At 68.3% G+C, this 21,071-nt stretch carries 19 protein-coding genes; 11 read left to right on the top strand and 8 right to left on the bottom strand.

The window, feature by feature from the left end; translation table 11 throughout:
- Nucleotides 1-3,308, bottom strand: a 3,308-nt coding sequence (locus AC5Y47_RS14060; protein WP_499944611.1) for a PPE family protein, incomplete at its 3' end; no start/stop codon positions are given.
- A gap of 160 nt (nucleotides 3,309-3,468) precedes the next feature.
- On the bottom strand, nucleotides 3,469-4,623 hold the full coding sequence (locus AC5Y47_RS14065; RefSeq protein WP_499944612.1) for an FAD-binding oxidoreductase: 1,155 nt from the start codon (nucleotides 4,621-4,623) through the stop codon (nucleotides 3,469-3,471).
- A 185-nt stretch (nucleotides 4,624-4,808) separates the two neighbouring features.
- On the opposite strand from AC5Y47_RS14065, the gene clpB reads away from it, so the two are divergent.
- From clpB to AC5Y47_RS14100, 7 genes are all read left to right on the top strand, one after another.
- Nucleotides 4,809-7,355 carry an ATP-dependent chaperone ClpB gene (clpB, locus tag AC5Y47_RS14070; protein WP_499944613.1) on the top strand — a complete coding sequence of 849 codons (2,547 nt, stop codon included), beginning with the start codon at nucleotides 4,809-4,811 and terminating at the stop codon, nucleotides 7,353-7,355.
- 178 nt (nucleotides 7,356-7,533) lie between these two features.
- On the top strand, nucleotides 7,534-8,364 hold the full coding sequence (gene ttfA, locus AC5Y47_RS14075; protein ID WP_499944614.1) for a trehalose monomycolate transport factor TtfA: 831 nt from the start codon (nucleotides 7,534-7,536) through the stop codon (nucleotides 8,362-8,364).
- Nucleotides 8,365-8,370: 6 nt separating this feature from the next.
- The gene (locus AC5Y47_RS14080; RefSeq protein ID WP_499944615.1) at nucleotides 8,371-9,144 is read left to right on the top strand and encodes an SDR family NAD(P)-dependent oxidoreductase; all 774 of its coding nucleotides are present in this window, start codon (nucleotides 8,371-8,373) and stop codon (nucleotides 9,142-9,144) included.
- Nucleotides 9,131-9,673 (top strand): orotate phosphoribosyltransferase, encoded by a 543-nt coding sequence (gene pyrE, locus AC5Y47_RS14085; RefSeq protein ID WP_499944616.1) that lies wholly within the window; start codon nucleotides 9,131-9,133, stop codon nucleotides 9,671-9,673. The genes AC5Y47_RS14080 and pyrE overlap by 14 nt, the downstream gene beginning before the upstream one ends.
- Nucleotides 9,674-9,682: 9 nt before the next feature.
- Nucleotides 9,683-10,576 carry a hypothetical protein gene (locus tag AC5Y47_RS14090; RefSeq protein ID WP_499944617.1) on the top strand — a complete coding sequence of 298 codons (894 nt, stop codon included), beginning with the start codon at nucleotides 9,683-9,685 and terminating at the stop codon, nucleotides 10,574-10,576.
- A complete protein-coding gene (locus AC5Y47_RS14095; protein WP_499944618.1) occupies nucleotides 10,573-11,220 on the top strand; it encodes a TrmH family RNA methyltransferase in 648 nt (215 codons plus the stop codon). Before AC5Y47_RS14090 ends, AC5Y47_RS14095 begins: the two co-directional genes overlap by 4 nt.
- Before the next feature lie 35 nt (nucleotides 11,221-11,255).
- Nucleotides 11,256-12,365: a glycoside hydrolase family 76 protein gene (locus AC5Y47_RS14100; RefSeq protein ID WP_499944619.1), complete on the top strand. Its 1,110-nt coding sequence runs from the start codon at nucleotides 11,256-11,258 to the stop codon at nucleotides 12,363-12,365.
- Here AC5Y47_RS14100 and AC5Y47_RS14105 read toward each other — a convergent pair.
- Complete coding sequence (locus AC5Y47_RS14105; protein WP_499944620.1) at nucleotides 12,354-13,043, bottom strand: DedA family protein; 690 nt, start codon at nucleotides 13,041-13,043, stop codon at nucleotides 12,354-12,356. The two genes, AC5Y47_RS14100 and AC5Y47_RS14105, sit on opposite strands and share 12 nt — an antisense overlap.
- Nucleotides 13,044-13,105: 62 nt before the next feature.
- On the opposite strand from AC5Y47_RS14105, the gene fbaA reads away from it, so the two are divergent.
- Entirely contained in the window at nucleotides 13,106-14,140 is a 1,035-nt protein-coding gene (gene fbaA / locus AC5Y47_RS14110) for a class II fructose-bisphosphate aldolase (RefSeq protein WP_499944621.1), read from the top strand.
- Between the two features lie 67 nt (nucleotides 14,141-14,207).
- On the opposite strand, the gene AC5Y47_RS14115 is transcribed toward fbaA, so the two are convergent.
- Nucleotides 14,208-14,993, bottom strand: coding sequence for an Rv0361 family membrane protein (locus AC5Y47_RS14115; RefSeq protein ID WP_499944622.1), 786 nt, complete (start codon nucleotides 14,991-14,993; stop codon nucleotides 14,208-14,210).
- A gap of 38 nt (nucleotides 14,994-15,031) precedes the next feature.
- On the opposite strand from AC5Y47_RS14115, the gene AC5Y47_RS14120 reads away from it, so the two are divergent.
- Nucleotides 15,032-15,445: a DUF3151 domain-containing protein gene (locus AC5Y47_RS14120; protein WP_499944623.1), complete on the top strand. Its 414-nt coding sequence runs from the start codon at nucleotides 15,032-15,034 to the stop codon at nucleotides 15,443-15,445.
- 8 nt (nucleotides 15,446-15,453) lie between these two features.
- Here AC5Y47_RS14120 and AC5Y47_RS14125 read toward each other — a convergent pair whose 3' ends face one another.
- From AC5Y47_RS14125 to AC5Y47_RS14135, 3 genes are read right to left on the bottom strand one after another with little or no spacing between them, the layout of a single operon-like run.
- Entirely contained in the window at nucleotides 15,454-16,347 is an 894-nt protein-coding gene (locus AC5Y47_RS14125) for a cation diffusion facilitator family transporter (RefSeq protein WP_499944624.1), read from the bottom strand.
- A gap of 39 nt (nucleotides 16,348-16,386) precedes the next feature.
- Nucleotides 16,387-17,127, bottom strand: a complete 741-nt coding sequence (locus tag AC5Y47_RS14130) for a site-2 protease family protein (protein ID WP_499944625.1) — start codon at nucleotides 17,125-17,127, stop codon at nucleotides 16,387-16,389.
- Nucleotides 17,128-17,136: 9 nt separating this feature from the next.
- Entirely contained in the window at nucleotides 17,137-17,760 is a 624-nt protein-coding gene (locus tag AC5Y47_RS14135) for a peptidase M50 (RefSeq protein WP_499944626.1), read from the bottom strand.
- An 88-nt stretch (nucleotides 17,761-17,848) separates the two neighbouring features.
- On the opposite strand from AC5Y47_RS14135, the gene AC5Y47_RS14140 reads away from it, so the two are divergent.
- Together AC5Y47_RS14140 and AC5Y47_RS14145 are read left to right on the top strand one after the other, a co-directional pair.
- Nucleotides 17,849-19,147 (top strand): adenylosuccinate synthase, encoded by a 1,299-nt coding sequence (locus AC5Y47_RS14140; RefSeq protein ID WP_499944627.1) that lies wholly within the window; start codon nucleotides 17,849-17,851, stop codon nucleotides 19,145-19,147.
- Nucleotides 19,144-19,782 carry a PaaI family thioesterase gene (locus AC5Y47_RS14145; RefSeq protein WP_499944628.1) on the top strand — a complete coding sequence of 213 codons (639 nt, stop codon included), beginning with the start codon at nucleotides 19,144-19,146 and terminating at the stop codon, nucleotides 19,780-19,782. Before AC5Y47_RS14140 ends, AC5Y47_RS14145 begins: the two co-directional genes overlap by 4 nt.
- Here AC5Y47_RS14145 and AC5Y47_RS14150 read toward each other — a convergent pair.
- A complete protein-coding gene (locus tag AC5Y47_RS14150; protein WP_499944772.1) occupies nucleotides 19,779-21,038 on the bottom strand; it encodes a PPE family protein in 1,260 nt (419 codons plus the stop codon). The two genes, AC5Y47_RS14145 and AC5Y47_RS14150, sit on opposite strands and share 4 nt — an antisense overlap.
- Nucleotides 21,039-21,071: the final 33 nt, after the last annotated feature.

The following is a 21,071-nucleotide window of genomic DNA, read 5'->3' on the forward strand; positions in this document are numbered from 1 at the left end:
AGGTTGCCGAAACCGATGTTGTCCAGGACCGCCGTCAGACCCGGGCCGGCGTTGCCGAAGCCGAAGTTTCCGACGCCGACGTTGCCGCTGCCGAAGTTGCCACTGCCGAGGTTGCCGAAGCCGAAGTTATTGCTGCCGATGTTGCCGCTACCCAGGTTGAAGCTGCCGAGGTTGCCGTCGCCGAAGTTCAACTGGCCGAGGTTGGCCAGGCCGGCGTTGAACACCGTGCCGTTGGGGCCGTTGAACAGGCCCGAGACGTTGCTGCCGATGTTGAACAGGCCCGAGATGTTGGCCGGGGTCGCGAGGTTCAGCGCACTGGTGTTGTAGAAGCCGGAGACGGAGTTGCCCAGGTTGGCCCAGCCCGACGTCAACGAGCCGACGTTTTGGAAGCCGGACGCGCCGAGCGTCGCGGCGATGTTCGAGATGCCCGAAATGCCCGCGCCCAGGTTCTGGAAACCCGACGAGCCGCCGGCTCCGGTGTTGAAGAAGCCCGACGACGGGTTGGTGGTGGAGTTCCCGATCCCGGGTGCGGCGGGGATGTTCAGGAATGTGATGGTGCGGCTTTCCAGGGCCCCGGTGATGCTGATCGGCAGGTTGACTCCCGGTCCGCCGATGGTCAGCGTGACCAGCGGAGCGGTGATGGTCGAGGCACCCAGCGTGATGGGCCCGACGAAGAACAGCCCCTCGGGGGCGATGATCGGCACCGGCAGGTAGAAGGTCCTGGGGAAGATCGCTCCGGCTTCGGTCAGCGGGATCGTCATGCCGCCCAACGGCATGACGATGTTCACCGGAATCGTCATCGACATGTCGATCGGGATGTACGGGGTGGTGTACGACAGATCGATGGCGATCTGGCCCTGGTTGTCCAGCGCCTGGGAGAAGCCGTTGTTGAAGTTGCCGCTGTTCAGCAGGCCGGTGTTGACGTTGCCGGTGTTGAAGAACCCGGTGTTGGTGTTGCCCGGGTTGTAGCTGCCGGTGTTGGTGTTGCCGGCGTTGAAGTCGCCGGTGTTGAAGTTGCCGGCGTTGAAACCGCCGGTGTTGTAACTGCCGGTGTTGTAGAAGCCGGAGTTGAGGGCGCCGACGTTACCGAAGCCGGTGTTGTAGTCACCGGGGTTGTGGAATCCGGTGTTGCCGCTGCCGGGGTTCTCGAAGCCCCAGTTCCCGACGCCGGCGTTGAACAGGCCGACGTTGCCGGTGCCCGAGTTCCCGATGCCGATGTTGCCGGTGCCCGCGTTGAACAAGCCGAAGTTATTGGTTCCCGAGTTGAACAACCCGGTGTTGCCCAGACCGGAGTTCAGGGCGCCGATGCCGAACTGGCCGTCGCCGGTGAGGCCGATGCCGAAGCTGTTGTTTCCGGTGTTGCCGAAGCCGATGTTGTTGTTGCCGGTATTGGCGAAACCCTGGTTGAAGTTGCCGGCGTTGCCGAACCCGATGCTGTAGCTGCCGAGGTTGCCGAAACCGAAGTTGAAACTGCCGAGGTTGCCCGAGCCGATGTTGTTCAGGCCGATGTTCGCATTGCCGATGTTCAGCGAGCCGATATTGGCGCTACCGAAGTTCTGGCTGCCAATGTTTCCGCTACCGATTATGTTGCCGCTGCCGACATTTCCGCTGCCGAGAATGTTGAAGTCGCCGATATTGCCGCTGCCCAGAATGTTGCGGCTGCCGATATTGGCATTGGCGAGGATGTTCAGGGCGCCGTCGTTGGCCAGCCCGAGATTGAACGTCGACGGGCCGCCGAAGACGCCCGACATGTTGCTTCCGGTGTTGAACACACCCGAGACGAACGCCGGTGTCGTGATGGCGACCAGGCTGGAGTTCAGCAGGCCCGAGATGGTGTTGCCCGAGTTGATCAGACCCGACTGGAAGCCGCCGGTGTTGAACAAGCCCGAGTTGCCGACGGCCAGGACCGTCGGCGTGGTGTTGAGGATGCCGGAGTTGTTGGCGCCGGTGTTGAAGAACCCCGACGAGCTACCGAGTCCGCTGTTGAAGAATCCCGACGACGGAGTGCTGGTCGAGTTGAAGTAGCCCGGTCCGCTGGTGAAGAAGTGTCCCTGGTTGTCGCCGCGCCACAGGAATCCGTTGTTGTAGTTGCCGGTGTTGAACGCACCGGTGTTGACGTTGCCGGGGTTGCCGATGCCGGTGTTGTAGTTGCCGTCGTTGAAGAATCCGGTGTTGTAGTTGCCGAGGTTGAAGCCTCCGGTGTTGCTGTTGCCGGGGTTGAAGATGCCGGTGTTGTAGTTGCCGGTGTTGCCCCAGCCGGTGTTGGCGATGCCGGTGTTGAAGAACCCGGTGTTGGCTTCGCCGGAGTTGCCGATGCCGGTGTTGTAGCTGTTGCCGGAGTTGCCGATGCCGAAGTTTCCGGTGCCCGAGTTGCCGATACCGATGTTGCCGGTGCCCGAGTTGAAGAAACCGAGGTTGCCCGAACCGGAGTTCAGGCCGCCGAAGCCGGACAGTCCGATGCCGTTGAGCCCGATGCCCTGGTTGCCGTCGCCGGTGTTGCCGAAGCCGATGTTGTTGTTGCCGGTGTTGCCGAAGCCGATGTTGCCGCTGCCGGTGTTGCCGAAGCCGAAGTTGTCGAATGCGGCCGTCAGCGCCGGTCCGACGTTGCCGAAGCCGACGTTGTTGCTGCCGATGTTTCCCGAGCCGATGTTGAAGTTGCCGATGTTGCCGCTGCCGATGTTGCCGACACCGATGTCGGCGAAGCCGAGGTTGCGGAAACTGCGGGCGGCCGCGGCTGCGATGACGTCCAGGCTGGGGACGGCGGCGGGAACCGAGACCCCCAGCAGGCTCAGCAGCCCTTCCGGGAACGGGACCAGGGCCGCCGCCGCGGCCGCGGCTCCGGTGTAGTAGTCGAACATCGCGACCACGTCCTGGGCCCACATCTGTTCGTAGAGGGCTTCGCTGGCCGCGATCGCCTGGGTGTTCTGGCCGAACAGGTTCGACAGCACCAGCGACACGAACTGGGAGCGGTTGGCCGAGATGATCGCCGGCTGCACCGTCGCCGAGACCGCGGCTTCGAACGCCGCCGCGGCGACCCGCGCCTGGGTGCCCGCCTGCTCGGCGTGCGTCGCTGCCGTCGTCAACCAACCCAGATACGGCGCCGCAGCACTGGCCATCGCGACCGCCGACGCACCCTGCCACGACGAGCCGACAAGTCCCGAGGTCAGCGAGGAGAACGAGGACGCTGCCAGACCCAGCTCGGCGGCCAGGCCGTCCCAGGCCGCTGCCGCCCGCAGCAGAGGTTCCAGGCCCGCGCCGAACAGTAGCCGCGCCGAGTTGATCTCGGGAGGGAGCACCGCGAAGCTCATCACCTGTTCCTAACTGGAACCGCATATCCCGTTGGGCGCGTGTGTCAGCAGATGACTATTCAACAGCCGTCTGACACAGAATTGCGTTCGATTCGCGAAAAATCCACAGATCTTTTCGGCGCGGTTCTCGCGGGGCGTGCGCCGCGATATCCGCCGCGGCCTATCGCGACAGCGGATCGTGCTGGATGCGTTCGGCGGGCGCGCCTTTGGCGATCAGCGCGGCCTTGGTCGCGCGGACCATGTCGGGTCCGCCGCAGATCAGGATCTGCCGGTCGCCCCAGTTGCCGTACCTGGTGACGACGTCGGGCAGCCGGCCCGTCTGGCGCACGTGCAGTCCGCGCGGCGGCGAGACGTCGGGGTACTCGGCCGCCCAGGCCGGATCGCGGTTGTACTCCGATACCGGCGAGACCGACAACCACGGATTGTGGGCGGCGACCTGCCACAGCGTGCGCAGGTCGTAGAGCTCGCAGGGGTAGCGGGCGCCGAAGAAGAGGTGCACCCGCGGGTTCTCGGCGAACCTGCTCAGATCCATGATCAGTGCCCGCAGCGGGGCCAGTCCCGAGCTGCCCGCGACCATCAGCACGTCGTCGCCGTCGCGGTCGACGTGGAATCCGCCGTGCGGACTCGACACCCGCCAACGGTCCCCCGGCATGGTCTCGGTGACGACGGCGTTGCTGACCAGGCCGCCGGGCACCACCCGGACGTGGAACTCGATCTGACCGTCCGGGTCGGCGGGGATGGCCGGCGACAGGTAACGCCAGCGGCGCGGGCACTGCGGAATGTGCACGTTGACGTACTGCCCGGGGTGGTAGCGCAGCGGTCGGTCCAGGCGCAGCCGCACCACCGCGAGGTCCCGCGACACCCGGTGGTGCTCTACGACCGTGCCGTCGCACCAGGCGGGTGCGTCGTCGGAGTCCGCGGCCCCGCTCATCACCCCGGCGAACAGGTTCAGCGACTGTTCGGCGGCCTCGGCGACGGCCGGCGTCCACGCGCTGCCCAGCTGGGTGCGCAGCGTCGCAGACAACGCGCTGCGCAACGTCGTGTAGTGCGCCGGCAGCACGCCGTATTTGCGGTGGTCGCGGCCCAGCTGGGCGAGGAAGGCGACCGGCTCCTCGGCGCGCTGGGCGAGCAGTTCGCCGTAGAGCCAATGCAGTGCGTGCCCGAACGCGGCGCGCTGGCCGGCCATCTCGGGGGGGAACAGGTCGCGAATAGAGGCGTCGAGGGCGAACCAGCGGGTATAGAAGCGGTGGACGAGTTCGGCGTCGGTGAACGCGTCGCGCAGCGTCTGCAACGCCTCCCGGTCCTCGAGTCCCACGCCCACCAATTTTAGGGGCCCCTTTTCTTGGCGCGAGCAGACGCAAAATCCCCTTTTTCCCCGGCGTGTCGGGAGCTTTTGCGTCTGCTCGCCCAGGGGAGTTTAGACTTGAGCGGAACAGACTCAACCTTGACGGCGTTGTACCACCCGACAAGATTTTTCATCAAGACCCGAACGGAGGTGTCGTGGACTCTTTCAACCCGACAACCAAGACGCAGGCGGCCCTGAAGTCGGCACTGCAGGCGGCGTCGTCCGCCGGCAATCCCGAGATCAGGCCATCTCATTTGCTGATGGCGCTGCTGACGCAGAACGACGGGATCGCCGTGCCGCTGCTTGAGGCTGTCGGCGTGGAGCCCGCCGCCATTCGCACCGAGACCCAGCGGCTGCTGGACCGACTGCCGCAGAGCAGCGGCGCCAGCTCCCAGCCGCAGCTGTCCCGCGAGTCGCTGGCGGCCATCACCACCGCCCAGCAACTGGCCACCGAGATGGACGACGAGTTCGTCTCCACCGAGCACCTGATGGTCGGCTTGGCCACCGGCGACTCCGACGTCGCCAAACTATTGACCGGGCACGGCGCCTCCCCGCAGGCGCTGCGCGAGGCGTTCGTCAAAGTCCGCGGCAGCGCGCGGGTGACCAGCGCCGACCCCGAGGCCACCTACCAGGCCCTGGAGAAGTACTCCACCGACCTGACCGCCCGCGCCCGCGACGGCAAGCTCGACCCGGTCATCGGCCGCGACAACGAGATCCGGCGCGTGGTTCAGGTGCTGTCGCGGCGCACCAAGAACAACCCGGTGCTCATCGGCGAGCCCGGTGTCGGCAAGACCGCCATCGTGGAGGGCCTGGCCCAGCGCATCATCGCCGGCGACGTGCCGGAGAGCCTGCGCGACAAGACCGTTGTCTCCCTGGACCTGGGGTCCATGGTGGCCGGCGCCAAGTACCGCGGCGAGTTCGAGGAGCGCCTCAAGGCGGTGCTCGACGACATCAAGAACTCCGCCGGGCAGATCATCACGTTCATCGACGAGCTGCACACCATCGTCGGCGCCGGCGCGACCGGCGAATCGGCGATGGACGCCGGCAACATGATCAAGCCCATGCTGGCCCGCGGCGAACTGCGGCTGGTCGGCGCCACCACGCTCGACGAGTACCGCAAATACATCGAGAAGGACGCCGCGCTGGAGCGCCGCTTCCAGCAGGTGTTCGTCGGCGAGCCGTCGGTGGAGGACACCGTGGGCATCCTGCGCGGGCTCAAGGACCGCTACGAGGTGCACCACGGGGTGCGCATCACCGACTCCGCGCTGGTGGCCGCCGCCACCCTGTCCGACCGCTACATCACCGCCCGTTTCCTGCCGGACAAGGCGATCGACCTGGTCGACGAGTCCGCCAGCCGGTTGCGGATGGAGATCGACTCCCGTCCCGTAGAGATCGACGAGGTCGAGCGTCTGGTGCGCCGGCTGGAGATCGAAGAGATGGCGCTGGCCAAAGAAGAGGACGCGGCATCGCGCGAACGGCTGGACAAGCTGCGCGCCGAGCTGGCCGACTACAAGGAGAAGCTGGCCGAGCTGACCACCCGGTGGCAGAACGAGAAGAACGCCATCGACGTCGTCCGCGAACTCAAGGAGCAGCTGGAAGCGTTGCGCGGCGAGGCCGAGCGCGCCGAGCGCGACGGCAACTACGAGAAGACCGCCGAGCTGCGCTACGGCCGCATCCCCGAGCTCGAGAAGAAGCTCGACGCCGCGATCCCGCAGGCCGAGGCCCGCGAGAATGTGATGCTCAAGGAAGAGGTCGGTCCGGACGACATCGCCGACGTGGTGTCGGCGTGGACCGGGATCCCGGCCGGCCGGCTGCTCGAAGGCGAGACCGCCAAGCTGCTGCGCATGGAGGACGAGCTGGGCAAGCGTGTCGTCGGGCAGAAGAAGGCCGTGCAGGCCGTCTCCGACGCGGTGCGCCGCAGTAGGGCCGGGGTCGCCGACCCCAACCGGCCGACGGGTTCGTTCCTGTTCCTGGGCCCGACCGGCGTCGGTAAGACCGAGCTGGCAAAAGCGTTGGCGGACTTCCTGTTCGACGACGAACGCGCCATGGTCCGCATCGACATGAGCGAGTACGGCGAGAAGCACTCGGTGGCCCGGCTGGTCGGTGCACCCCCCGGCTACATCGGCTACGACCAGGGCGGTCAGCTGACGGAGTCGGTACGCCGGCGGCCCTACACGGTGGTGCTGTTCGACGAGGTGGAGAAGGCCCACCCGGACGTCTTCGACGTGCTGTTGCAGGTGCTCGACGAGGGCCGGTTGACCGACGGCCAGGGCCGCACGGTCGACTTCCGCAACACGATCCTGATCCTGACGTCCAACCTGGGATCCGGTGGCACCGAGGAGATGGTGATGGCGGCGGTGCGCTCGGCGTTCAAGCCGGAGTTCATCAACCGCCTGGATGACGTGCTGATCTTCGACGGCCTCAACCCCGAGGAACTGGTCCAGATCGTGGACATCCAGCTCAACCAGCTCGCCAAGCGGCTCGCCCAGCGGCGCCTGCAGCTCGAGGTGTCGCTGCCGGCCAAGCAGTGGCTGGCCCAGCGCGGCTTCGACCCCGTGTACGGCGCGCGGCCGTTGCGCCGGCTCGTCCAGCAGGCCATCGGCGACCAGCTGGCCAAGATGCTGCTGGCCGGTGAGGTGCACGACGGCGACGTGGTGCCCGTCAACGTCAGCGCGGACGGCGACTCGCTGGTTCTGGGCTGAGTCCCACGGCGTGAGCAGACGCGAAAGCCCCCGAAAACGACCGTTTTCGGGGGCTTTCGCGTCTGCTCGCGCCACCTCACCGCCACCCCCTCGGGCGTCGCTCGACGCTACCCTGTGACGTGGTTGTGACCAGCTCGGATTCTGTGTTCGAACCAGACAGCAGATAAGCTGTCCTCCGATGGTCCCGCTCTGGTTCACCTTGTCCGCACTGTGTTTCGTCGGTGCGGCGGTGCTGTTGTACGTCGACATCGATCGACGCCGCGGACGCAGCCGGCGCCGCAGGTCCTGGGCCAGGTCACACGGCTTCGACTACGAACGCGAATCCACCGACATCCTGCACCGCTGGAAGCGCGGGGTGATGTCGACGGTCGGTGATGTGCCCGCGCAGAACGTCGTGCTGGGGCAGATCCGGGGCGAGGCGGTGTACATCTTCGACCTCGAGGAAGTCGCCACGGTGATCGCCCTGCACCGCAAGGTCGGCACCAACGTGGTGGTCGACCTGCGTCTGAAGGGTCTCAAGGAGCCGCGCGAGAGCGACATCTGGCTGCTCGGCGCGATCGGACCCCGGATGGTCTACTCCACCAATCTCGACGCGGCCAGGCGGGCCTGCGACCGGCGCATGGTCACCTTCGCCCACACCGCACCCGACTGCGCCGAGATCATGTGGAACGAGCAGCACTGGACACTGGTGGCGATGCCGATCGCCAGCACGCGCGCCCAGTGGGACGAGGGTCTGCGCACGGTCCGCCAGTTCAACGACCTGCTGCGGGTGTTGCCGCCGCTGCCCGCCGAGACCACCAAGGAGACCGGCGAGTCCGAGGGCCGGCGTGCCCCCAGCCGACCGCTCGCCTCGGCGGCCCGAGCGGAGTTGCCGTCGCGACGTGCCCAACCCGACCCGGCCGCCGGGATCCTGCCCGAGCCGGGTCGCCGCGCCGCCGAGCCCGAAACCGCTCGGCGTCCGCCGCGGACGGGCCGCAACGGCCACCAGGCCAGCAACTACCAGCACTGAGCGCCGATGCCCCGACCTGTCGCGTTGATCACTGGGCCCACTTCGGGCATCGGTGCCGGATATGCCCGCCGTTACGCCCGCGACGGCTACGACCTCGTTCTCGTTGCCCGGGATGCAGAAAGGCTGCAGCAGTTGGCCGGCGAGCTGCAGTCCGAAGCCGGCAACATCGAGATTCTGCGCGCGGACCTGGCGGTGGGCGCCGATCGCGACAAGGTCGCCGAGCGGCTGGCCGACGGGGTCCGCGTCCTGGTCAACAACGCCGGCTTCGGCACGTCCGGTGAATTCTGGGACGCCGACCCCGCGGACCTGCAGAAACAGCTCGACGTCAACGTCACCGCGGTCATGCATCTGACCCGGGCCGCGTTGCCGGCCATGCTCGATGCCCGGGCCGGCACCGTGATCAACATCGCCAGCGTCGCCGGCCTGCTGCCCGGCCGGGGCTCGACGTACTCCGCGTCCAAGGCCTGGGTCATCTCGTTTACCGAAGGACTGGCCAACGGGTTGCAGGGCACCGGTGTCGGAGTGCATGCCGTCTGCCCGGGCTACGTGCGCACCGAGTTCCACAGTCGCGCCGGAATCGACATGACCGAGGTGCCGTCGTTCATGTGGCTCGAGGTCGACGATGTGGTCCGCGACAGTCTCGCCGACGTCGCCCGCGGCAAGGTGATCAGTGTGCCCGGCGTCGAGTACAAGTTCCTGGTCGCCACGGGACGCGCAATGCCGCGACGGCTGGCGCGCGCCGTGACCAAGCGATTCGGCAGTGGCAGTGGCCGAACCTGAGCCGCGCGCCGAACTCTCCGAGTTGGTGCGCCGGTTGTCGGTGGTGCACGGCCGCGTCACGCTGTCGTCGGGCAAGGAGGCCGATTACTACGTCGACCTGCGCCGCGCCACCCTGCACCACCGGGCGTCGGCCCTGATCGGCCGGCTGATGCGCGAACTCACGCAGGACTGGGACTACGCGGTGGTCGGCGGCCTGACGTTGGGCGCCGATCCGGTCGCGACGGCGGTCATGCACGCGCCGGGCCGCCCGATCGACGCGTTCGTGGTCCGCAAGTCGGCGAAAGCCCATGGCCTGCAACGACTTATCGAGGGGTCCGAGGTGTCCGGCCAGCGGGTGCTGGTGGTGGAGGACACCAGCACCACCGGTGGCTCGGCGCTGACCGCGGTGCGCGCCGTCCAGGATGCCGGCGGCGACGTGGTCGGCGTGGCCACCGTCGTGGACCGCGCGACCGGCGCCGCGGAGGCCATCGAAGCCGAGGGGTTGCCCTACCGCAGCGTGCTGGGTCTCGCCGATCTGGGGTTGAGCTAGGCCGCGGTGGTGCGATTTCTCGTGGCGTTGACCCTGGCGCTGGCCTGCCTGGTGGGCTGCTCGGGGTCGGACAAGAGCCGGATCTGGGGTGCGCAGAACGCCCGCTTCGGGGAATCTCAGGCGGTGCTGGGCTGGAACATGTCCGTGTCGAATCTGCGTTGGTCCGACGAGTATGTGCTGGTCGACGTCGACGCGTCGCCGACGGACGCGCACCAGCCGCACGCCAAGGCAGAAGACATCCGGTTCGGTCTGTACGGCGCGCTGTCGCACCCGATGGAGGCGACCGGGCTGGGCAGCTGCGACGAGGCGATGACCAAGGTCCGCGACGTCACGTCACCACTGAAGGCGCCGCCGGACCGGCTCACCGGCACGGTGTGCCTGGGGCCGCTGAAGGAACGCAGCGCCGTTCGCGGGATGTACGTCTACTCCCCGCGCGATCGGATCGCCGGAACCGCGGCAGCCTATCCGGCGGCGTTCCCGGTGGGTCTGTTGCCGACCAAGGAGAGCGACACCGGACTGGTCGTCAAGACCACCAGTGTGTCGGCGTGGCGCGCCGACGGCATGCCGGTGACCCAGGCCCAGTTGGGTAACCCGGCGGCGTTCAACGGCAACGGCTACATGCTGCTGGGTCTGCAGGCCGACGCGGTGGCGGATCGGTATCGCGAGGACTCCGCCAAACGCGGCGGACCTCTGATGCTGTTGGCTACGCCGACTCTGTCCGGCCGGCCGCTGAGCCCGGGCTGCGCGACCTACGGGTCCTCGGTGCTGGTTCTGCCCGACGCGTCGCGGGATGCTGTGCAGCTCAGCGCATCCCTGTGCACCCAGGGCGAGATCAACGAGGCGCTGTTGTACGCGACGGTGGCGGTCGTCGGCACCCACGCCGCGGTGTGGACCACCAAGTGACCGAGCCGGGTCCCACCGAATGGGGCGCGCCGGCCGGGGGTGGGGTCGGGCCCTGGACGGGTGACCCGCCGGATGACCCCCGCTACGATCCAGATCTGTTGCGCGCCGGCGATACTCGCAACGTCGTCGACGCCTACCGGTACTGGACCCGGGCGGCGATCGTCGCCGATATCGACAAACGGCGCCACCGGCTCCATGTGGCCATCGAGAACTTCGGGCACGACGCGAACATCGGATCGGTGGTCCGCACCGCCAACGCGTTCGCCGTCGACACCGTGCACATCGTCGGCCGCCGGCGCTGGAACCGCCGCGGCGCCATGGTGACCGACCGCTACCAGCGGCTGCGCCACCACGACAGCACCGCCGAGTTGATGGACTTCGCGGCGACCGCCGGCCTCACCGTGGTCGCGGTGGACAACGTGCCCGGCGCCGCCCGGCTGGAAGAGACCACCCTGCCGCGCGACTGCCTGCTGGTGTTCGGGCAGGAAGGGCCCGGCATCACCGACGACACCCGGACCGGCGCGACGATCACGGTGTCGATCGCGCAGTTCGGCTCGACGCGCAGCATCAACGCCGGTGTGGCCGCGGGTATCGCGATGCACGCCTGGATTCGGCAGCACGGGGACCTCACCCGCGCCTGGTGATCACCCGCTGCGACGGTAAGGCAGGATCGACAGCTATGGATCAGGTATGGGCGAACCGGGCCGCCAGCTCCGAAACCGCTGTCACGCAACGGCACCTGAGCCGGGTCTGGCTACTGCCCGGCACCCAGCTCGGCGTGGTCGCGTGGCCGTCGGCTCGCCGCGACCGGTTGTTCGGCACCTGGCACTACTGGTGGCAGGCGCATCTGCTGGACTGCCTGATCGACGCCCAGCTGCGCGACCCGCAACCCCAACGGCACACCCGGATCAACCGGCAGGTCCGGTCACACCGGTTGCGCAACACCTTCCGCTGGACCAACAGCTACTACGACGACATGGCGTGGCTGGCGCTGGCGCTGGAGCGCGCCGCCCGGCTCGTCGACGTCGAACGCAGCCGGGCGCTGCCCAAACTCGCCAGGCAGTTCCTCGACGCCTGGGCGCCCGAAGACGGCGGCGGCATCCCGTGGCGCAAAGGCGGCGAACGATTCTTCAACGCTCCCTCCAACGGCCCCGCGGGGATCTTCCTGGCCCGCTATGACGGGCACCTGCGGCGTGCCCAGCAGATGGCTGACTGGCTCGACGAAACCTTGATCGACCCGGAGACACATCTGGTGTTCGACGGCATCAAGGACGGTTCGCTGGTCCGCCCGCAGTACACCTACTGCCAGGGTGTGGTGCTGGGGCTGGAAACCGAGCTCGCCAAACGCACCCACGACGACCGGCACCGGCCGCGGGTGCACCGCCTGGTCGCCGCGGTGAACGAGCACATGGCGCCGGCCGGGGTGCTCAAGGGTGGCGGTGGCGGCGACGGAGGCCTGTTCGCCGGGATCACCGCGCGCTACCTGGCGCTGGTCGCCACCGACCTGCCGGGCGACGCCGCCGAGGACGTCGCGGCCCGGGACACCGCCGCCAAGATCGTGCTGTCGTCGGCGAAGTCGGCATGGGATTACCGCCAGACCGTGGACGGGCTACCGGTGTTCGGCGCGTTCTGGGACCGCGACGCCGAGATCCCCAAAGCGGCCGGTCAGGAGGCGCAGTTCGTCCAGGGCGCGGTTAACAGCTCGGAGATCCCCGAGCGGGACCTGTCGGTGCAGCTGTCGGGCTGGATGCTGATGGAGGCCGCGCACCGCGTCGCGTCAGTCGGATAACGTCAGCGGATCCGCTTCGTCTTCGGCGGTCGCCTGCGCGCTGCGGCGTCGGCCCCGGTAACCCTTCCAGGCCGCGATGAACGCCGGGATCATCGACACGAACAGGATGCCCAGGATGATCTTCTCCAGGTTGTGGTGCACGAATTCCACGTTGCCCAGGAAGTAGCCCGCTATCGTCACCCCGGCGCCCCACAGGATGCCACCGACGATGTCGAACGCCAGGTACACCGGATACCGCATGTAGGACACGCCGGCGATCACCGGGGTGAATGTCCGCACGAACGGCATGAACCGCGCCAGGATGATCGCCCACGCCCCGTACTTCTCGAAGAACGCATGCGAGTCGGTCACATAGTGCTTCTTGAAGAACCGCGAGTCTTCCTTCTTGAACAGCGCGGGCCCGATCCGGCGGCCGATGAAGTATCCCGTCTGGTCACCAAGAATGGCGACCACCGCCACGGCGGGTGCCAGCACCCGGATGTCCAGCGTCCCATGCGCGGCCAGCAATCCACCGGTGAACAGCAGCGACTCGCCGGGCAACAGCGGGAACAGCAGTCCGGTCTCGACGAAGACGATGACCAGGATGGTCGGCAGCACGGCTGAGGCGAACAATCCCTGCGGTCCGACCCAGTACATGGGGTCGAGGATGTTCGGCAGGGCCGCCAGGGTGGTGCTCATGGTGGTTCAACATACCGGCGTTGTCATACTGGGTAGGCCAGTCGTCTAGGAGGAGCCGTTCCATGCCCATCGCAACCCCCGAGATCTATGCCGAGATGCTCGGACGTGCCAAGGAGAACGCCTACGCCTTCCCGGCCATCAACTGCACCTCGTCGGAGACGGTCAACGCGGCGCTCAAGGGCTTCGCCGAAGCGGGCAGCGACGGCATCATCCAGTTCTCCACCGGCGGCGCGGAGTTCGGTTCCGGACTGGGCGTCAAGGACATGGTGACCGGTGCGGTGGCGCTGGCCGAGTTCACCCACGTCGTCGCGGCCAAGTATCCGATCAACGTCGCGCTGCACACCGACCACTGCCCGAAGGACAAGCTGGACGGCTACGTGCGCCCGCTGCTGGCGATCTCGTCGGAACGGGTCGGCAAAGGGGATAACCCGCTGTTCCAGTCGCACATGTGGGACGGCTCGGCGGTGCCGATCGACGAGAACCTGGAAATCGCAAAGGAACTGCTCAAGGCGGCGGCGGACGCCAAGATCATCCTGGAGATCGAGATCGGGGTGGTGGGCGGCGAGGAGGACGGCGTCGCCAACGAGATCAACGACAAGCTGTACACCACGCCGGAGGACTTCGAGAAGACCATCGACGCGCTCGGTCACGGCGAACACGGGCACTACCTGCTGGCCGCGACTTTCGGCAACGTGCACGGCGTGTACAAGCCGGGCAACGTCAAACTGCGCCCCGACATCCTGGCCCAGGGTCAGAAGGTGGCCGCGGCCAAGCTCGGTCTGGCCGACGACGCGCAGCCGTTCGACTTCGTCTTCCACGGTGGTTCCGGGTCGGAGAAGTCCGAGATCGAGGAGGCGCTGCGCTACGGCGTGGTGAAGATGAACGTCGACACCGACACCCAGTACGCGTTCACCCGCCCGCTGGCCGCGCACATGTTCACCAACTACGACGGCGTGCTCAAGGTCGACGGCGAAGTGGGCAACAAGAAGGTCTACGACCCGCGCAGCTACCTGAAGAAGGCCGAAGCGGCGATGGCCGAGCGTGTCATCGAGGCATGCAACGACCTGCACTGCGCCGGCAAGTCGGTCACCTCATAGTGCCGAGCAGACGCAAAAGCCCCCATTTCGCAAGGAAATTGGGGGCTTTTGCGTCTGCTAGCGCGGGCTAACTGCTGGGTGACTGGCAGATCTTCCACTGGTCGTCGCGGAACTGCAGGTCCAGGCTGCGTGTCGACCGGGTCTGCGGGTCGTAGGCCATGAACGTGGTGACGTTGGCCTCGGCGTGCTGACCGTTGACGACCACCTGGTCGATGCTGGCGATCACCGGATACTGCTTGGCCGCCGAAACCCGGCGGTAGGTATCTGACCACGACTTCTCGTCGTACTCCAGATAGCCGTCGCGGGTGGTGCCGCAACTGATGCCGCGCAGCGCGGTCAGGTCGCCGCGCTGGACGGCGATGTCGAAGCCCTGGATGGTCTGTTTGACCTGGTCTTCCTGCGACACCTTCGAATCGTTGTTGCGGGTCAGGATCAAGGTGCCCAGGATCGCGATCGCCGCCAGCGCCAGGACGATCACCACGATCGCCAGCACCCAGCCCCAATTGCGGGTCTTGGTCGGCTGTTTGCCACCGCTGCGAGCGGGAATCGATTGCGGCACAGCCGCTTTCGGTGGCGGCGGGGGCGCGGCTGACGGCGTGTTCGGTGCGGCACGCGTCTGGAAGGCCTCGGTGGGCGCCTCCGGGGCGGTGGCGATCACCTGGGTTTCCTTTTCGTCGAAACCCGGTGCGGTGAAGCGCCGCTCGGGCTGGTCGTCGGGCCCGACGGGTTCGGTGGCCGCCTCTGGCTGCCGTTTGGCGAGTTTGAGCGTCTCGGTTTCGGCCTCGCTGGCTGCCAGCCGCTGGCTGACGTCGTCACCGGTGCCGTCGCGTTCTGGCTCGGGTGCGTTGGGCATAGAAGCAGCTTAGCGACCCGCTTGGCAGAATGACCCCCATGACGTCGATGGGTGACCTTCTCGGACCTGATCCGATCCTGCTGCCGGGGGACAGCGAGGCCGAAGCCGAGCTGCTCGCCAACGAGAATCCGGGCATCGTCGCCGCCGCGCACCCGTCGGCGTCAGTGGCCTGGGCCGCACTCGCCGAAGAGGCGCTGGCCGACGACCGCGCCATCACCGCCTACGCCTATGCCCGCACCGGCTATCACCGGGGTCTGGACCAGCTGCGCCGCAACGGCTGGAAAGGGTTCGGCCCGGTGCCCTACCAGCACGAACCCAACCGGGGGTTCCTGCGCTGCGTGGCCGCCCTGGCGCGCGCCGCCGACACCATCGGAGAGACCGACGAGTTTCGGCGGTGCCTGGACCTGCTCGACGACTGCGACCCGCAGGCCCGGACGGCGCTGGGTCTCTAGCAGGGGCGCTAGTACGTCTCCGCGCAGTGACCGTCCGGGGAGTCGATCTGGACGGTCGCGTGGTCGAGTCCGCGGGTCGCCAGCACCGCACGCGCCTCGCGCAGCACGCGGGCGGCGTCGCCGCCGCTGGTCAGGTGCGCGGTGACCACGTCCTTGCCCGGCGACAGCGTCCAGACGTGCAGGTCGTGTACCTCGGTGACGCCGTCGACCGCACCGAGCGCCGCGCGCAATTCCTCGACGTCGACGTGGGCGGGCGACGATTCGGACAGGATCCGCAGTGCGGCGCGGGCCAGGGCGATCGCGCGCGGCAGCACCCACAGCGCCACCAGCACCGCGACCACCACGTCGGCGTAGGGCCAGCGGGTCGTCACGGTCACGATCCCGGCGATCAGCACGCCGATGCTGCCGACGGTGTCGGCGACGACCTCCATGTAGGCGCCCTTGACGGCCAGACTCGCTTCGGAATGCGACCGCAGCAGCATGGCCACCGCGAAGTTGGCGGCCACGCCGGCCAGCGCCACCACGATCATCGGCACACCGGGCACCGCCGGCGCCCCGCCCAGCCGGTCGACCGCCTCGTACAGGATGAACACCGCCACACCGACTAGCAGCACCGCGTTGACCACCGCGGTGAACACCTCGGCGCGGTGCCAGCCGTAGGTGCGCTCCGGGGACGAGCTGCCCTTGCGGGCCAGTACGACGGCGGCCAGGCCCATGAAGACCGCGACCACATCGGTGAGCATGTGGCCGGCGTCGGCCAGCAGCGCGATGGAGTTGATCAGCAACGACGTGGTCAGCTCGACGACGAAGAACGTCGCCAGAATGCCGGCGGCGACGATCATGCGGGGGATCATCCGCGACGCGTCCGCCCCGGCGGGAGTGTGACTGTGTCCGGCGCCCATGCCCAGAATATATGCGTACACACGCATATATGACAAGACTCAGAACAGCGAACCCCAGAACCGGGTGAGAGCGGCGCCCGTCATCGCCAGCCGCGGCGAGATCCCGGACAGGCCGAACAGCGCGTAGACGCTGCCGAAGAACCACCGGTTCAGCACCGGCGACAACAGCAGGAACACGCCCCACTGCTTGGCCGGCGCCACCGCGCGCTGCGTCGGCGGACTCAGGTGCGGCTCCAGCGCGTCGTAGCCGTCCAGTCCCGGGATCGGCAGCAGGTTCAGCAACACCGCGGTGAGCTGCAGAAACCCCAGGAACGCCAGCCCGGCGGCCAGCACCCGGTGCGCCGGGTCGTAGGTCAGCCGGGTGGCCGCCAGCAGCAGCACCCCGAGCACCAGGTTGGCCGCCGGACCGGCCAGGCTGACCAGGGTGCGGCGCACCGGTCTCATGATCGAGGTCCGCAGGTACACCGCGGCACCGGGCAACCCGATCCCGCCCAGCGCGATGAACACCATCGGCAGCACCAGCGACAGCCCGACATGGGTATAGCGCCGCGGATCCAGCGCCAGATAGCCGCGCACCGCCGCGTCGTGATCGCCGAACCGCCAGGCGGTGTAGGCGTGCCCGAATTCGTGCAGGCACAACGACACCAGCCAACCCGCGATGACCAGCACGAACACTCCGGCGTAGGCCAGCGGCCGTACCGTGGACCCGGCCGCCCAGGCCAGTCCGGCACCGACGCCGGTCAACCCGACCAGGCCGAGGAAGATCGGGCTGGGTCGCACCGGTCGAAACTACCGGACCAGCAGCCAGCCCTCGATGTTGCGGTAGAACGTCGATCGGCGCACCCCGCGTGGGGCCGGGACGCCGTCACGCAGCACGTTTGCGCCGGTCGTGCCCAGTTGCGCGGCGCGGCCGCTGACCCATCGGCGGCGCCCGGCCACGGTGGCGCGCAGGCCCGGCAGCCCCAGCGTCGGTTCGATCCACACTTCGGCGGCGGTGCCGTCGAACAGCACGGTGTCGTCCACGACGGCTTCACCGGTGATCGACCCATCGGCCGGCAACCAGCTGGCCCGCCCGACGAGCACCGTCCCGGTCTCGTCGCGGATCAGCGGCACCCGGGTGGCACCGCGCCGTAGCGCGCGCCGGGCCGCGCGGCGACCCGCCGGCAACCGGTAGGCGCGGGTGGCGCGGGTGCGTCGCCGCGGCGCGTAGGCGACTTCGACGTCCAGCCGGTCCAGGCGCAGCAGCCGGGTCAACACGACGGCCAGGTCGGCGTCCGAGCCGACAACCACCAAGCGCCCGCTGGTCTGGATCAGTGCGTCGACATCGTCGAGCCCACCCGTCGCAAGCCCCCGCAGCGGGCGTGGCGGCTCGCGTTCGTCGAACGGCAACACCGCAACACCGGGCGCATTCATGACACTCCTCGCATACCGCTGGGTAGGGTAGGTCACCGGCTGGACCACCATAAGGGGCCCAACCTGCGAGACGAGTTGGGAGCACGTCATGCCGGCAATCGTCCTCATCGGCGCCCAGTGGGGCGACGAGGGCAAAGGTAAGGCCACCGATCTGCTCGGTGGCCGGGTGCAGTGGGTGGTGCGCTACCAGGGCGGCAACAACGCCGGGCACACCGTCGTGCTGCCGACCGGGGAGAACTTCGCGCTGCACCTGATCCCGTCGGGCGTGCTGACACCCGGGGTCACCAACGTCATCGGCAACGGCGTCGTGATCGACCCCGGCGTGCTGCTCGACGAACTCAAGGGTCTGGAAGACCGCGGCGTGGACACCTCCAAGCTGCTGATCTCGGCCGACGCCCACCTGCTGATGCCGTATCACGTGGCCATCGACAAGGTCACCGAGCGCTACATGGGCAGCAAGAAGATCGGCACCACCGGCCGCGGCATCGGCCCGTGCTACCAGGACAAGATCGCCCGGATGGGGATCCGCGCGGCCGACGTGCTCGACCCCGAGCAACTGGCGCGCAAGATCGAAGCCGCCCTGGAGCTCAAGAACCAGATCCTGGTCAAGATCTACAACCGCAAAGCGCTCGAACCCGAGCACGTCGTCGAGGCGTTGTTGGCGCAGGCTGAAGGTTTCTCCCACCGCATCGCCGACACCCGGCTGCTGCTCAACAACGCGCTGGAGGCGGGGGAGACGGTGCTGCTGGAGGGTTCTCAGGGCACGCTGCTCGACGTCGACCACGGCACCTACCCCTACGTCACGTCGTCGAACCCGACCGCCGGGGGCGCCGCCGTCGGGTCCGGCATCGGTCCGACCCGGATCAGCACGGTGCTGGGCATCCTGAAGGCCTACACCACCCGGGTGGGTTCGGGTCCGTTCCCGACCGAGCTGTTCGACGAGAACGGCGAGTACCTGTCCAAGACGGGCGGCGAATTCGGCGTCACCACCGGCCGGCGCCGGCGCTGCGGCTGGTTCGACGCCGTCATCGCCCGCTACGCCACCCGGGTCAACGGCATCACCGACTACTTCCTGACCAAGCTGGACGTGCTGTCCAGCCTGGAGACGGTACCGGTGTGTGTGGGCTACAAGATCGACGGCAAACAGACCTCCGAGATGCCGATGACCCAGAGCCTGCTGTGCAAGGCCGAGCCGGTGTACGAGGAATTGCCGGGCTGGTGGGAGGACATCTCGGCGGCGCGCGAGTTCGACGACCTGCCGGCCAAGGCGCGCGACTACGTGCTGCGGCTGGAAGAGCTTGCCGGGGCGCATGTTTCGTGCATCGGTGTCGGTCCGGGACGGGATCAGACCATCGTGCGCCGCGACGTCCTGGCGGCGCGTCCGTGACCGAGCCGGACCCCACCAGCGAGGATCCCGACTACGAACACCACGGCGGCTTTCCCGAATACGGGGTCGCCGAGCCAGGGGAAGGGTTCCGCAGATTCGTGACGTCGATGCGGACGGTTCAGGATCTGGCCGTGTCCGCCGACCCGAGCGACGACGTGTGGGACCGGGCCGCCGAACACGCCGCCGCGCTGGTCGCGTTGCTCGAGCCTTTCCAGGCCGCCGAGGGCAAGTCGCCGGCCGGGCGGACGCCGGATCTGCCCGGCATGGGCAGCCTGCTGATGCCGCCGTGGGACCTGACCCGCTACGGTCCCGACGGCGTCGAGATGACCGGTCACTTCAGCCGCTTTCACGTCGGCGGCAACATGGCGGTGCACGGCGGAGTGCTGCCACTGCTGTTCGACCACATGTTCGGCATGATCTCGCACGCCGCCGGCCGGCCGATCAGCCGAACCGCCTTCCTGCACGTCGACTACCGCAGGATCACCCCGATCGACCAGCCGCTGGTAATCCGCGGGCGGGTCACCCGCACCGAAGGCCGCAAAGCGTTCGTGTCCGCCGAGATCGTCGACGCCGACCAGAACGTGCTGGCCGAGGGCAACGGGCTGATGGTGCGGCTGTTGCCCGGCCAGCCCTAATCCTTCGGCGGCACCACGACGATCGTCGCCCCGGGGATCGCCGCCAGCGTTGCCGCCAGGTTGGCAACCACGCCGGGCGGCAGCCCCTGCGGTAACCCGGGGAACTGCGCCGCGGCGGCCGCGGCTGGAATCGCCGGGGTGTCGGGGGCCCCGGGCCGGGTCGCGGCGGCGCCGGTGCTGCTGGCCGCCGGGGCCGCCTGCGTCGGGGTCGAGGCCGCACCGCCCCGCGCCGCTATGCCGGCCAGCCCGACGCCGGCCATACCCGCTGCCGCCATGCCCGCGTAGCCGCCGTCCGGCCCGCCCGTCATCACCAGCGGAGTCGTGCCGGGGAACAGTGCGGCGACCTGGCGCGCTGCCGGCGGCATGAACCAGCTCTGCGGCACCGAGAGGCCGCCGAGATTGGCCGACGTGCCCGTCAGCGCGGCGGCTCCCGCCCCGGTGAGGGGCCGCGGCGTCAGCTGACCCCGGGGCGGCGTGAAGCCGAAGCGCTCGCCACTCTCCAGTTCGTCTTCTTCGAGCTCGTTGCCCTTTTCGAGCTCTTCTTCCTGGACTTCGTCGCTACGCACTTCCTCGCTGAACTGACCCAGCGCGACGATCAAGCTGGCTCCCGCCAGGCCCGCGGTGGCCAGCACCAGCAGGTCCAGGTCCTCGAACGGACTCGGCAACGGGATCGCCGGCGCCGCCGGTGCCGCGGCGGCGGCGGCCGCGACTTCCCCGGGCAGCGCGCTGTCAGCGGTGGTCGCCGGCGGCGGGGTGAACGGCGACAACTCGGCGGCGGCTTTCGAGCTGCCGGCGTAGCCGTCCATGACCACCACGTCCTGCGCCCACATCTCGCCGTAATAGGACTCGTTGGTCGCGATGGCCGGGGTGTTCTGTCCGAAGATATTGGTCTGCACCAGCGACATCGTGCTGCTGCGGTTGGCGGCGATCTCGGCGGGCGGGACCGTCGCCGCATAGGCCGTCTCGTACGCGGTCGCAGCGGCCAGGGCCTGGGCGCCGGCCTCTTCGGCCTGGGCTGCGGTGGCCCGCATCCACGCCATGTACGGGGTGGCCGCGGCGGCCATCGACAACGCGGACGGCCCCAGCCACTCCTGGGCGTTGAGACCCGAGATCACCGAGGCATAGGACTCCGCGGTCGCGTGCAGTTCGCCGGCCAGCCGTTCCCATGCCGCCGCCGCCTGGAGCAGCGGTGCAGACCCGGGACCGGCATAGATCCTGGCCGAATTGATTTCGGGTGGCAGCGCGCCGAAATCCATGCTCAACATCGGTCGCGGCCCCCCTTCCTCGAT

This window comes from Mycobacterium sp. NGS22, assembly GCF_059813095.1.

Excerpts from the sequence above, each read along its gene's own strand:
- ttfA (WP_499944614.1), top strand. The coding sequence starts at position 7,534 with ATGGTCCCGCTCTGGTTCACCTTGTCCGCACTGTGTTTCGTCGGTGCG.
- AC5Y47_RS14080 (WP_499944615.1), top strand. The coding sequence starts at position 8,371 with ATGCCCCGACCTGTCGCGTTGATCACTGGGCCCACTTCGGGCATCGGT.
- AC5Y47_RS14100 (WP_499944619.1), top strand. The coding sequence starts at position 11,256 with ATGGATCAGGTATGGGCGAACCGGGCCGCCAGCTCCGAAACCGCTGTC.
- AC5Y47_RS14105 (WP_499944620.1), bottom strand. The coding sequence starts at position 13,043 with ATGAGCACCACCCTGGCGGCCCTGCCGAACATCCTCGACCCCATGTAC.
- fbaA (WP_499944621.1), top strand. The coding sequence starts at position 13,106 with ATGCCCATCGCAACCCCCGAGATCTATGCCGAGATGCTCGGACGTGCC.
- AC5Y47_RS14115 (WP_499944622.1), bottom strand. The coding sequence starts at position 14,993 with ATGCCCAACGCACCCGAGCCAGAACGCGACGGCACCGGTGACGACGTC.
- AC5Y47_RS14120 (WP_499944623.1), top strand. The coding sequence starts at position 15,032 with ATGACGTCGATGGGTGACCTTCTCGGACCTGATCCGATCCTGCTGCCG.
- AC5Y47_RS14125 (WP_499944624.1), bottom strand. The coding sequence starts at position 16,347 with ATGGGCGCCGGACACAGTCACACTCCCGCCGGGGCGGACGCGTCGCGG.
- AC5Y47_RS14135 (WP_499944626.1), bottom strand. The coding sequence starts at position 17,760 with ATGAATGCGCCCGGTGTTGCGGTGTTGCCGTTCGACGAACGCGAGCCG.
- AC5Y47_RS14140 (WP_499944627.1), top strand. The coding sequence starts at position 17,849 with ATGCCGGCAATCGTCCTCATCGGCGCCCAGTGGGGCGACGAGGGCAAA.
- AC5Y47_RS14150 (WP_499944772.1), bottom strand. The coding sequence starts at position 21,038 with ATGGATTTCGGCGCGCTGCCACCCGAAATCAATTCGGCCAGGATCTAT.